The organism is Inquilinus limosus (assembly GCF_051487185.1).
Classification (GTDB): domain Bacteria; phylum Pseudomonadota; class Alphaproteobacteria; order DSM-16000; family Inquilinaceae; genus Inquilinus; species Inquilinus limosus_F.
In genome coordinates this window covers 151,155-162,960 of the sequence record NZ_JAHVDK010000018.1, presented here as the reverse complement: position 1 = coordinate 162,960, position 11,806 = coordinate 151,155, and the positions used below count along the sequence as shown (strand labels likewise).

General features: G+C 71.0%; 11 protein-coding genes. 8 read left to right on the top strand and 3 right to left on the bottom strand.

All coding sequences use genetic code 11. The annotated features are described in order from the left end of the window. Nucleotides 1-359: NAD(P) transhydrogenase subunit alpha (locus KXR53_RS21055; RefSeq protein WP_437377226.1), on the bottom strand; the 359-nt coding region annotated here is incomplete at its 3' end. A gap of 11 nt (nucleotides 360-370) precedes the next feature. After that, nucleotides 371-1,537, bottom strand: coding sequence for a Re/Si-specific NAD(P)(+) transhydrogenase subunit alpha (locus KXR53_RS21050; RefSeq protein ID WP_437377225.1), 1,167 nt, complete (start codon nucleotides 1,535-1,537; stop codon nucleotides 371-373). A gap of 218 nt (nucleotides 1,538-1,755) precedes the next feature. Between KXR53_RS21050 and KXR53_RS21045 the strand changes: the two genes are divergently transcribed. From KXR53_RS21045 to KXR53_RS21010, 8 genes are all read left to right on the top strand, one after another. Beyond that, entirely contained in the window at nucleotides 1,756-2,244 is a 489-nt protein-coding gene (locus tag KXR53_RS21045; RefSeq protein ID WP_437377224.1) for a hypothetical protein, read from the top strand. Between the two features lie 109 nt (nucleotides 2,245-2,353). After that, nucleotides 2,354-4,399, top strand: coding sequence for a DUF4139 domain-containing protein (locus KXR53_RS21040; RefSeq protein ID WP_437377223.1), 2,046 nt, complete (start codon nucleotides 2,354-2,356; stop codon nucleotides 4,397-4,399). Nucleotides 4,400-4,495: 96 nt separating this feature from the next. Next, nucleotides 4,496-4,792 carry a hypothetical protein gene (locus tag KXR53_RS21035; RefSeq protein WP_437377222.1) on the top strand — a complete coding sequence of 99 codons (297 nt, stop codon included), beginning with the start codon at nucleotides 4,496-4,498 and terminating at the stop codon, nucleotides 4,790-4,792. A 35-nt stretch (nucleotides 4,793-4,827) separates the two neighbouring features. Further along, nucleotides 4,828-5,529, top strand: coding sequence for a helix-turn-helix transcriptional regulator (locus tag KXR53_RS21030; RefSeq protein ID WP_437377221.1), 702 nt, complete (start codon nucleotides 4,828-4,830; stop codon nucleotides 5,527-5,529). Between the two features lie 55 nt (nucleotides 5,530-5,584). After that, nucleotides 5,585-6,247, top strand: coding sequence for a DUF1007 family protein (locus KXR53_RS21025; RefSeq protein WP_437377220.1), 663 nt, complete (start codon nucleotides 5,585-5,587; stop codon nucleotides 6,245-6,247). Then, entirely contained in the window at nucleotides 6,244-7,161 is a 918-nt protein-coding gene (locus tag KXR53_RS21020; protein ID WP_437377219.1) for a nickel/cobalt transporter, read from the top strand. Before KXR53_RS21025 ends, KXR53_RS21020 begins: the two co-directional genes overlap by 4 nt. A gap of 189 nt (nucleotides 7,162-7,350) precedes the next feature. Next, nucleotides 7,351-7,611 (top strand): hypothetical protein, encoded by a 261-nt coding sequence (locus KXR53_RS21015; RefSeq protein ID WP_437377218.1) that lies wholly within the window; start codon nucleotides 7,351-7,353, stop codon nucleotides 7,609-7,611. After that, on the top strand, nucleotides 7,612-8,025 hold the full coding sequence (locus KXR53_RS21010; protein WP_437377217.1) for a PIN domain-containing protein: 414 nt from the start codon (nucleotides 7,612-7,614) through the stop codon (nucleotides 8,023-8,025). It begins immediately after the preceding gene. Between the two features lie 22 nt (nucleotides 8,026-8,047). Here KXR53_RS21010 and KXR53_RS21005 read toward each other — a convergent pair whose 3' ends face one another. Further along, nucleotides 8,048-11,542, bottom strand: coding sequence for an indolepyruvate ferredoxin oxidoreductase family protein (locus KXR53_RS21005; protein ID WP_437377216.1), 3,495 nt, complete (start codon nucleotides 11,540-11,542; stop codon nucleotides 8,048-8,050). Nucleotides 11,543-11,806: the final 264 nt, after the last annotated feature.

Genomic DNA, 11,806 nt, shown 5'->3' with positions numbered 1-11,806 from the left:
CCGCCGAAGATGTTCACCGAGGCCAGCAGCACCGCCAGCGCCCCGAGCAGGCTCGAGGCCCCGATCACCGCCGGCCCGGCCGCGATCAGGGCGCCGACCACGATCACCGAGGAGATCGCGTTGGTCACGCTCATCAAGGGCGAGTGCAAGGCCGGCGTCACCCGCCACACCACGTAGTAGCCGACGAAGCAGGCCAGCACGAACACCGTCAGCCCGGTCAGGAAGAAGCCGTGCTCCCCCGCCGGCGCCGTGGCCGCCTGGGCCTGCGCCTGCGCCGCCAGCGCCTGGGCCTGGTTGGCCAGCCCCCGCGCCGCCTCGGCCAGCCCCTGCGCCCCCTCTGCGATCCCGTCCGCCGCCATCGTCCCCTCCCTCACGCCGCCTGCTCGGCCGTGCCGCCGAAGCCCGGATGCACCACCCGGCCCCCCGCGGTCAGCCGCGTCGCCGCCACGATCTCGTCCGACCCGTCCACCTTCAGCGCCCGGCTCTCCTGGTCGACCAAGGGCGTCAGGAAGGCCACCAGGTTGCGGGCGTACAAGGCCGAGGCGTCGGTCGCGATCCGCCCCGGCACGTTCCGGTGGCCGACGATGGTCACGCCGCCGTCCTCCACCACCTCGCCCGGCCGGGTCAGGGCGCAGTTGCCGCCCCGCTCGGCCGCGAGATCGACGATCACCGAGCCCGGCTTCATCGACCGCACCATCGCCGCGTCCATCAAGACCGGCGCCTTGCGCCCCGGGATCAGCGCGGTGCAGATCACGATGTCCTGCTTTCTCACCGTCTCGGCGATCAGCGCCGCCTGCTTGGCCCGATACGCCTCCGACATCTCCTTGGCGTAGCCGCCCGCGGTCTCCGCCGCGCGGAACTCCTCGTCCTCGACCGCGACGAAGCTGGCCCCCAGCGACTGCACCTGCTCCTTGGCCGCCGGCCGCACATCGGTCGCCGACACCACCGCCCCCAGCCGCCGCGCCGTCGCGATCGCCTGCAGCCCGGCCACCCCGGCGCCCATCACCAAGACTCGCGCCGGCGGCACCGTGCCCGCCGCCGTCATCATCATCGGAAAGGCCCGGCCGAACACCGCCGCCGCCTCCAGCACCGCCCGGTACCCGGCCAGATTGGCCTGGCTCGACAGCACGTCCATCGCCTGCGCCCGGGTGATCCGCGGCACCAGCTCCAGCGCGAAGGCCTCCACCCCGGCCTCGGCATAGGCCCGGATCCCCGCCGCGTCGTCATACGGATCGAGCAGCCCGATCAGCGCCGCGCCCTGCGGGATCAGCGCCAGCTCGTCGACCTCGCCCTCGCCCGCGCGCAACGGCCGCCGCACCTTCAGCACCACATCGGCGCCCGCCAGCGCCGCCGCCGCATCCGCGACCACCTCCGCCCCCGCCGCCCGGTACGCCTCGTCCGGCACCGCGCTGCCGAGGCCGGCCCCGGCCTCCACCACCACCGCCGCCCCCAGCCCCACCAGCTTCTTCACGCTGTCCGCCGTCGCCGCCACCCGGCGCTCCCCCTCCCGCCGCTCCCGCAACACCCCTATCCGCATGGATCGTTCTCCCTCCGGCGTTCTCGGCGATGGATCCGCAAGTTTTTCCCCGCGGCGACGCAATGTCCGACCATGCCTCAGCCCGCCGCCCGCTGTCCACGATCCTTCCACCTGAAACAGCGGAACCCGGACGGGGCTTCGCGCCTTGATTCCCTGAAGCCGCACCGCCACGCCCCGTCGCGGTTCGCGGCCACTGAAAACGCCTTCGAGGATCCGCCTTGTCCACCTTCCTGCGCACCCTTGCCCTCACCGCCGCCGCCGTCGGCGCCATCGCCTGCGTGCCGCAGGACGGCTACTACAACGGCGGGTATTACAATGACGGCTACGCCGACAGCGGCTACTACGACGACGGCTATTACCGTCAGGGCGGCTACACCCGGATCGACGACCGCTATGACCGCCGCGACCGCCGCGCCAACCGCTGCGACCGCGCCTATAACGGCATCTGCGACGAGGGCCGCTATGGCGGCACCAACCGCTGCGCCGACGGCACCGACACCGCCGACTGCCGCCGTTATGCCAGCCGCCGCTACCGCGACCGCGACGGCAGCGCCAATCGCTGCGACCGCGCCTTCAACGGCGTCTGCGACGAGGGCCGCTATGGCGGCACCAACCGCTGCGCCGACGGCACCGACACCGCCGATTGCACCGGCGGCTGGCGCGGCCGGCGCGACTGGCGCGACGACGACGGCTGGCCGTTCGACTGAGCCCGTCAGGCGGGCCCCCTTTCCGCCACGCTCGGCCCCACACGGCCGCGGCATCGCCACGATCGCCGCGCATGGTCGGTGCCGCGACCGATCCTGAAGGGGGACCCGCATGACACCGATCCGCCTCGCCCTGTCCGCCGCCGCGGCCGTGGTCTTTCTGGCCGCGCCCGCCGTCGCGGCCGAGCCGCTGGCGCTGAAGCGCGTGCTGCTGTCGACCGGTGGCGTCGGCTATTTCGAATACGAGGTCAGGGTCACCGGCAACGAGACCCTGGACCTCGCCGTGCCGCTCGACCAGGTCGACGACGTGATGAAGAGCATCGTCGTCTATGACGACAAGGGCGGCATCGGCGAGATCAGCCTGCCTGGGCGCGAGCCGCTGGCCGCCGCCTTCCGCGAGATGCCCTTCGGGCCGGAGGCGCTGTCCTCCCCCGCCGATCTCCTGAACGCGCTGCGCGGCGCCGAGGTCCGGGTCGAGGGCGCCCGCGCCCTGTCCGGCCGCATCCTGTCGGTGGTGGCGGAGACGGCGAAGGACAAGGACGACGCCCAGATCACCCGCCACCGGGTCAGCCTGATGACCGCGGCCGGGGTGCGCCAGTTCCTGCTGGAGGAGGCGGACGGGCTGCAATTCGCCGACCCGGCGCTGCAGTCGAAGCTGGATTCGGCTTTGGCCGCCCTCGCCCGCGATTCGGCCAAGGATCGGCGCACCCTGGCCATCCGCGCGACCGGCGAGGGCGAGCGCACGCTGCGCGTCGGCTACGTCGTCGCCGCCCCGCTGTGGAAGACCAGCTACCGGCTGACCCTGCCGGCCGATCCGGCGGCGGGGACGGCGGCGCTGCAGGGCTGGGCGGTGCTGGAGAACATGAGCGGCGCCGACTGGGACGGGGTCGACCTGACCGTGATCTCCGGCAACCTCGTCACCTTCCGCCAGGCGCTGTACCAGAGCTACACCGTCGCCCGGCCGGAGGTGCCGGTCGAGGTCGCCGGCCGGGTGCTACCACCCGTCGACGAGCGCGCCCGCGACGCCGACGGGGCCGGCCCGGGCCGCGCCCGCGCTGCAGCGGGGGCCGCCGCTCCGCCGGCGCCGATGAGGATGATGGCGGCGCCGGCAGCGGAAGCGACGATTGCGGACGAGATGGTCGCCGCCCCGCAGCAATACGCCCGGGTCACCGCGGCCGAATCGGGCGAGACCGCGACCCAGGTCACCTTCCGCCTGCCCGAGCCGGTGACCGTCGCCGCCGGCCATTCCCTTCTGGTGACGATCATCGACCGCGAGATTCCGGCCAGCCGGGTCGACCTGTATCTGCCGGACACCGAGCCGGAGCACCCGCTGGCCGCGGTCGACCTGAAGAACGATGGCCAGACCGGCCTGCCGCCCGGCGTGCTGACGCTCTACGAGCGCGGCGCCGACGGCGCCGTCGCCTATGTCGGCGACGCCCGGCTGGGCGCGCTGCCGACGGGCGAGAGCCGGCTGGTCAGCTTCGCTGTCGACCAGAAGGTGACGGTCGAGCGAGAGGACAGAAGCGACGACACCCTGGCCCGCGCCCGCATCGTCGACGGCGTGCTGCAGCTGACCACAACCCAACGCCGCAGCGTCACCTATGCCGTCACCGGCGCCGCCGGCGAGGACCGCGCGGTGCTGCTGCAGACGCCGCGTTTCGAAGGATGGACCCTGACCGAGCCGGATCAGGGTCAGGTCGAGATCGTCGCCGGCCAGTACCGGATCCGCCGGGCCGTGGCCGCCGGCAGGACCGAGACCGTGACGGTGACGCAGGAGCAGCCGGTGGCGCAGACCATCGACCTGGCCGCGGATGTGGACGAGCAGATCGCCGCCTGGGCCGAGGATCGCACCCTGCCGGAGGCGGTGCGCCGGGCGATGGCGGATCTGGCCAGCCAGCTCGCCGTCATCCGCGACCACGAGGCGGAGGCGGCGCGGCTGGAGCAGCGCCAGGCCGAGATCGGCGAGGAGCAGGCGCGGCTGCGTGAGAATCTCGGCGCCGTGCCGAAGGACAGCGACCTGTTCCAGCGCTATCTCGGCAAGCTGAACGACAGCGAGAGCGAGCTGGAGCGGGTCGGCGGCGATCTCGCCAAGGCCCGCCAGGCCGTCGACGCCGCACGGGCGGAATTCCGCCAGTCGGTGCGCAAGCTCAACGTCTGAAAGACGCCCACCCCTCCTGACAATATGCTGTCAGGAGGGGTGGCGTATTCTCCCACCATCGACGGCCCGCCGGGCCTCATGAAGGGAGAGACATCGATGGCCTTCGTCACCGAGGTCGTGCTGTTCCGCGCCAAGCCCGGCATCGCGGTCGAGACCGTGATCGAGGCGGCCGAGGGCTCGCGCCAGGCGCTCGCCGGGCTGGACGGCTATATCGACCGCAGCTTCGGCGTCGGCGCCGGGGGCGAGTTCGCAGACATCGTGCGCTGGCGCGACATGGCCAACGCAGAAGCCGCGGCCGCGGCAGTGCCCAGCCTGCTCGGCTTTAACCGCTTCATGCAGGTGATCGACGGGCCGAGCATTCGGCTCTATCACTTCAGGAGCCGTTCCCTCTGACTTCAGCGCCTGCCCGATCGGCGGGCGATCCGCCGATGCGCCGAGCCGACCGCCTGATCCAGATCCTGCTGCTGATGCGCGGCCGCACCCTGGTGACGGCGCAGCAGCTGGCCGAGGCGCTGGAGGTCTCGGAGCGCACTGTCTACCGCGACATGGCCGATCTGCTGGCCAGCGGCGCGCCGATCGACGGCGAGGCCGGGGTCGGCTACCGGCTGCGCCGCGGCTTCGAGCCGCCGCCGGTGCAGTTCACCGCCGAAGAGCTGCTGGCGCTGAGCCTCGGCGCCCGCATGGTCGCGGCCTGGACCGACCCGGCCCTGGCCCGCGCCGCCGGCAGCGCCGCCCGCAAGATCTCCGGCGTGCTGCCGGAGGCCAGCGCCGCCTCGCTCGACGAGGTGCCGATCCATGCGCCGGGCCGCCGGCCCTATCCGGTCGAGCTGATGGAGCCGATCCGCATCGCGATCGCCGAGCGGCGCAAGCTGCGCCTGCTCTACAATGCGCCGGAGGCGACGACCGAGCGGCTGGTCCAGCCCCTGGGCCTGTTCTTCTGGGGCAATCGCTGGACCGTCACCGCCTGGTGCGAGCTGCGCCAGGATTTCCGCAGCTTCCGCCTCGACCGGATCGATTCGATGGAGCGGCTGGAGGAGCGGTTCGAGCCGGTCTCCGGCCGGACCTTGCAGGACTACCTGAACCGCGAGCGCGAGGCACGGGAGGCCTTCGACCAGGCGGAGAGCCGCTGACGGCCGGCCCGCCGCATCCTATGCTGGATCGGCATTGCCGCTGCGGAGGCCGCGGATGAGGAAGAACGGCGCCACCGGATGGCCGGTACGCCTGGGCCTGCTCGGCCCGATCGTCGCGGCGCTGATGCTCCCGGGCGCTGCGGCGGCGCATCCGCATGCCTGGATCGACCTGCACAGCGCCTTCCTGCTGCAGGAGGACGGGCGCATCGCCGCGGTCGAGGAGCAGTGGCTGTTCGATGATTTCTACACCTCTGTCGCGTTCGAAGGCGGTAGCCCGGGGGGCGGACCGACGCCAGAGGCGGTGACCGAGCTGGCCCGGACCAATTTGCGGAACCTCGAACCCTATGGCTACTTCACCCGAATCCGGGCCGATGGCAAAGCGGTGCCGCTGGGCACAGTGACGGAGTTCGAGAGCGCGCTGCGCAACGGCCGCATCTGGCTGCGCTTCGTCGTGCCGTTGGCGACGCCGGTCGACCCGCGGGCACGGGCGGTGACGCTGCAGATCTTCGATCCGACCTACTACATCGACATGCGCTACGTCGCCGAGGATGCGATCACGCTGCGCGGCGCCGCGGCCGAGGGCTGCAGCGCGGGCATCGAGCCGGCCGATCCGCCGGCGCAGGCGGTCGCCATGGCCCAGGCGCTGGACCGCGGAGCCGCGGCCGACGACACGCTGGGCGAGATCTTCGCCGCGACCGTGCGGGTCGCCTGCCGATGAACCGACTGCCAGCCTGGATCCTCGGCGGCGTGGCGCTGGGGCTGTTCGGCCTGGCCGCGGCGGCGGCGATCCGGGCCGGCCTGCCACTGGCGATGACGGCGCAGGACGAGCTGCACCGCCGCCTGGCCGGCGCGCTGCGGGCGGTGCGCGAGGACGGCGCCGCGGCCTGGGGCCTGGTCGCGCTCAGCTTCGCCTATGGCGTGTTCCATGCCGTCGGCCCCGGCCACGGCAAGGCCGTCATCTCCACCTATCTCGCCACCCAGCGCAGCCGCCCCGGCCACGCCCTGCTGCTGGCGGCACTGTCCTCGCTGGCCCAGGGCGCGGCGGCGATCCTGCTGGTGGAGCTGGCGATCGGGCTGCTTGGCCTGCCGTTCCGCCGGGCCGAGGCGGCGGGCAACGACCTGGAGGCCGCCGGCTTCGCCCTGGTGGCGCTCATCGGGGCCTATCTCGGGCTGTCGCACGGTCTCCGCCTGTGGCGCGGGCGGTCCGGCGGGGCGGCGGGGCACGGCGCCTGCGGCCACGACCATGGCTGGACGCCGGGGCATCCGGAGCATGACGCCGGCCCCGCGTCGCTGCGGCGGCTGCTCGGCATCGTCGTCTCGGTCGGCATCCGCCCCTGCAACGGCGCAATCCTGGTGCTGGTCCTGTCTCGGGCGTTGCAGCTGCGCTGGACCGGCATCGCCGCTGTGCTGGCCATGTCGGTCGGCACCGCGGCGACGGTCTATGCCCTGGCGCTGCTGTCGCAGCACGCCCGCCGGACCGCGCTGCGGCTGCTGGCCGCCCTGCCCGAAGGGTCGGCGCGGCAAGGCGCCATCGCCGATGCGATGGGCCTGCTGGGCGGCCTGATCCTGTTGACGCTCGGGCTGCTGCTGATGCAGGCGGCGCTCTCTGTGCCGGCGCATCCGCTCTACTGAGGTCCGGAACCGGGCGGCGCCGGCCCCCATTCCCCTGGGGAGGCCGGCCGTGCCCAAGACGGCCGCCGAACCACGGAGACACGCGTGCGATACCTCCTGCTCTGGCTGCTCGGGGTGCCGATCCCGCTCCTTATCCTGATCTGGCTGTTCTTCCGCTGACCGAGCGCGCCTGCCGCGGTTGATCATTTCGTGGAGAAAGCCTACTGTGATTTCATGAAGAATATCACAGTTTCTGTGGACGACGACACGTATCGGCGGGCACGCATGAAGGCCGCCGAGCGAGACACCTCTGTCTCGGCTCTCGTCAAACAATTCCTGAACGAGCTGGCGCAGGAAGAAAGCGAAGCCGAACGGCTGAAGCGGGAAGAGGCCAGGCTAAGGGCCTCCATACGCTCGTTCCGCGCGTCGGATCGCCTGTCACGCGACGACATCCACGGGCGCGGCGCCTGAATGGCGGGCCGTTTCCTCGACACGAACATCCTGCTGTATTCCATCAGCAATGCGGCGGAGGAATCGAAGAAACGCGATCGGGCCTTGGCATTGCTGGACCGAGATGACTGCGTTCTTTCGATCCAGGTCCTGCAGGAATTTTACGTGCAGGCGACCCGGGCCTCGCGACCGGATCCTCTCCCCCATGATGTCGCAGCGGGCCTGATTCGAACCTGGCTGCGCTTCCAGATCCAGGAGAACACCGTCGCGATCCTGCAGGCGGCGCTGGAGATCAAGGCGCTTCACCAGTTCTCGTTCTGGGACAGCGCCATTATCGCCGCCGCCCGCGCCGCGGGCTGCCGCGAGCTGTTCTCGGAGGACCTGTCGCACGGCCGCACGATCGATGGCGTGACCATCATCAACCCGTTCCGGTAACACGCCACGCTCGACGCCCTGACTACTCCGCCGCCAGCTTCGGCGCGGCCGGGGTGCGCAGGCTGGCCAGCAGCTCGGCCTCGCGCGCCTTGGCCTTCTCCCGGTTCTCCTCCTTGATGTGGCCGTAGCCGCGGATCTGCTCCGGCACCCGGGCGATGGCGACGCAGACGGCGTGCGTGTCCGGTCCCAGCCGGGCCAGCAGCTCCTCCACCACCGCCTCGTAATCGGCGATGAGCTGCCGTTCCGCCTTGCGCTCGGCGGTGCGGCCGAACGGGTCGAGGGCGGTGCCGCGCAGCCGCTTCATCCGCGCCAGCAGCTTGAAGGTTTTCAGCACCCACGGCCCGAAGGCGCGCTTCTTCAGGTGCCCGGTGTCGGGGTCCTTCTCGGCGAAGCTCGGCGGCGCCAGGTGGAACTCGAGCTTGTAGTCGCCCTCGAACTGCGCCTCGAGCTGCTTCAGGAAGCCGCCGTCGGTGTAGAGCCGGGCGACCTCGTACTCGTCCTTGTAGGCCAGCAGCTTGTGGTAGTTGCGGGCCACCGCCTCGGTCAGCTCCTCGCGGCCCAGCCGGGCCTCGGCCACCCGCACGCGGTCGACCAGCGCCTTGTAGCGCGCCGCATAGGCGGCGTCCTGATAGGCGGTCAACTGCTCGACCCGGCGGGCGATCACCTCGTCCAGGGTGCGCGACAGCCGGTGCCCCTGCTCCTGCGGCGGCGCGGCCAGCCGCTCGACCCGGGCGAGATCATAGGCGGCGCGGCGGCCCCACAGGAAGGCGGCCTTGTTCATGGCGACGGCGGTGCCGTTCAGATCGATCGCCCGCTCCAGCGCCTCGTGCGACACCGGCACCAGCCCCTTCTGCCAGGCGTAGCCCAGCATGAACAGGTTGGTGGCGATGCTGTCGCCGAGCAGCGCGGTGGCGAGGCGGGTGGCGTCGACGGCGTCGAGCAGCGCCGGGTCGCCGCCGTTCTTCGCCAGCGTCTGCAGCATCGACTTCGCCGGGATGGAGAAGTCCGGGTTCTGGGTGAAGGCGCCGGTGATGGTCTCGTGGCTGTTCACCACCTGCCGGGTCAGGCCGGGGTGGATCTTCGACTGCGCCTCGCCCGAGGCCGCGACCACCAGGTCGCAGCCCAGCATCAGCCGGGCGCCGCCGGCGGCGACGCGCACGGCGTGGATGTCCGAAGGATCGCGGGCGATGCGGACATGGCTGACCACGGCGCCGCCCTTCTGCGCCAGCCCGGCCTGGTCCAGCACCGAGACGCCCTTGCCCTCCATATGGGCGGCCATGCCGAGCAGCGCGCCGATGGTGATGACGCCGGTGCCGCCGATGCCCGTGATCATGATGCCGTAGGGCTGCTCCAGCGACGGCAGCTCCGGCTCCGGCAGCGCCGGGAACAGCTCGGTCGTGCCCTCGGCCGCCGGCTTCGGCTTGCGCAGCTTGCCGCCGACCACCGAGATGAAGGACGGGCAGAAGCCGTTGACGCAGGAATAATCCTTGTTGCAGCTCGACTGGTCGATGGCGCGCTTGCGGCCGAATTCGGTCTCGACCGGGACGACCGACAGGCAGTTCGAGGCTTTGGAGCAGTCGCCGCAGCCCTCGCACACCGCCTCGTTGATGAACACCCGGCGGGCCGGGTCCTCCATCGTGCCGCGCTTGCGGCGGCGGCGCTTCTCGGCGGCGCAGGTCTGGTCGTAGATCATGACCGAGACGCCGGGCGTGTCGCGCAGCTGCTGCTGGACATGGTCCAGCCGGTCGCGATGCTCGACCGCGACGCCGTGCGGCAGCAGCTTGCTCTGGGTCCCGGGCTCGCCATAGATCTCCGGCCGGTCGGTGACGACGACCATGGTCTGGACGCCCTCGGCCCGCAGCTGGGCCGCGATCATCGGCACGGTGACGGTGCCGTCCACCGGCTGGCCGCCGGTCATCGCCACGGCGTCGTTGTAGAGGATCTTGTAGGTGACGTTGACCCCGGCCGCGAGCGCCGCGCGGATCGCCAGGCTGCCGGAGTGGAAATAGGTGCCGTCGCCGAGATTGACGAAGACGTGCTTGGTCTCGGTGAACGGCGCCTGGCCGATCCAGGCCACGCCCTCGCCACCCATCTGGCTGAAGGTCTCGGCGTGCCGGTCCGGCATCCAGGTCGCCATGTAGTGGCAGCCGATCCCGGCCATCGCCCGGCTGCCCTCCGGCACCCGGGTCGAGGTGTTGTGCGGGCAGCCGGAACAGAAATACGGCACCCGGTCGACCGCGGCCTTGACGATCTTCTTCTGGCCTTCGCGCTCCTCCAGGTAGCGCACCCGCTCGGCCAGGCTGGGATGGTCCAGGTACTTCAGCAGACGCCGGCCGATGGCCACCGCGATCTGCGCCGGCGTCAGCTCGCCGGTCGAGGGCAGGATCCAGTCGCGCTTCTCGTCGAACTTGCCGACGATCACCGGCCGCTTGTCGGCGTGCCAGTTGTACAGCTGCTCCTTGAGCTGGTTCTCGATGAGGGCGCGCTTCTCCTCGACCACGATCAGCTCGTCGAGGCCCTCGGCGAAGGCGCGCACGCCGGTCGGCTCCAGCGGCCAGGGCATGCCGACCTTGTAGATGCAGATGCCGAGCTGGGCCGCCAGCTCGCGGTCGATGCCGAGGTCGTCCAGCGCCTGGCGCACGTCGAGATAGGACTTGCCGGTGGTGACGATGCCGAAGCGGTGCCGGCCGCTGTCATAGACCAGGTGGTCGAGCCTGTTGGCGCGGGCGAAGGCGAGCGCGGCGTACAGCTTGTCGCGCATCAGCCGCTCCTCCTGCACCAGCGGCGGATCGGGCCAGCGGATGTTCAGGCCGCCGGGCGGCATCGGAAAATCGTCCGGCAGCACGATCTGGACCCGATTCGGGTCGACATGGACCGAGGCAGAGCTGTCGACGTTCTCGGCGATCGTCTTGAAGCCGATCCACAGGCCGGAATAGCGGCTCATCGCCCAGCCATAGAGGCCGTAATCCAGGATCTCCTGGACATTCGCCGGGTTCAGCACCGGCATCATATGGGCGATGAAGGCGTGCTCGGACTGGTGCGGCACGGTCGAGGATTTGCAGGCGTGGTCGTCGCCGGCCATGACCAGCACGCCGCCATGCTTCGAGGTGCCGGCGAAGTTGGCATGCTTGAACACGTCGCCGGTGCGGTCGACGCCCGGTCCCTTGCCGTACCAGATGCCGAAGACGCCATCGACTTTTGCGCCGGGCCACAGGCCGACCTGCTGGCTGCCCCAGACCGCGGTGGCGCCGAGATCCTCGTTCAGTCCGGGCCGGAACTCGATGCTCTGCTTCTGCAGGAACTTGCGCGCCGCCCACAGCGCCTGGTCATAGCCGCCGAGCGGCGAGCCGCGATAGCCGGAGATGAAGCAGGCGGTGTTCAGCCCAGCCGCTTCGTCGCGCCGGCGCTGCATCAGGGGCAGGCGGACCAACGCCTGGATACCGGTGAGATAGATGCGGCCGGAGTCGAGGATGTACTTGTCCTCGAGGCTCACGGATGCAAGAGCCGCTGCCGTCATCGATGCCTCCCGAAGGGCCGCCGATCTGTCGCCGCGGCCCGCGCCTAAGAGGTAATCTTCTTTCCCCGCGGGGACAATCGCACCGAGGCCCGCGGGGAAAGAAAGCAATGGGTAACCGACAGCCTTGCTGTCCTTGATCCAAGATTGCCGGGTTTCCGGAAAACGCGATGGAAACGAACTCGATCGGCGGCGCCCTGGCGTGCCGAAGCCCATCCAAAACTGTCAAGCGGCACCGACAATATAGGTTGAACAGGGTGGCCTCTT

What these genes read in the sequence shown, in the direction of transcription:
- KXR53_RS21050 (WP_437377225.1), bottom strand. Translation starts at nt 1,537, where the DNA reads ATGCGGATAGGGGTGTTGCGGGAGCGGCGGGAGGGGGAGCGCCGGGTG.
- KXR53_RS21040 (WP_437377223.1), top strand. Translation starts at nt 2,354, where the DNA reads ATGACACCGATCCGCCTCGCCCTGTCCGCCGCCGCGGCCGTGGTCTTT.
- KXR53_RS21035 (WP_437377222.1), top strand. Translation starts at nt 4,496, where the DNA reads ATGGCCTTCGTCACCGAGGTCGTGCTGTTCCGCGCCAAGCCCGGCATC.
- KXR53_RS21030 (WP_437377221.1), top strand. Translation starts at nt 4,828, where the DNA reads ATGCGCCGAGCCGACCGCCTGATCCAGATCCTGCTGCTGATGCGCGGC.
- KXR53_RS21025 (WP_437377220.1), top strand. Translation starts at nt 5,585, where the DNA reads ATGAGGAAGAACGGCGCCACCGGATGGCCGGTACGCCTGGGCCTGCTC.
- KXR53_RS21020 (WP_437377219.1), top strand. Translation starts at nt 6,244, where the DNA reads ATGAACCGACTGCCAGCCTGGATCCTCGGCGGCGTGGCGCTGGGGCTG.
- KXR53_RS21010 (WP_437377217.1), top strand. Translation starts at nt 7,612, where the DNA reads ATGGCGGGCCGTTTCCTCGACACGAACATCCTGCTGTATTCCATCAGC.
- KXR53_RS21005 (WP_437377216.1), bottom strand. Translation starts at nt 11,542, where the DNA reads ATGACGGCAGCGGCTCTTGCATCCGTGAGCCTCGAGGACAAGTACATC.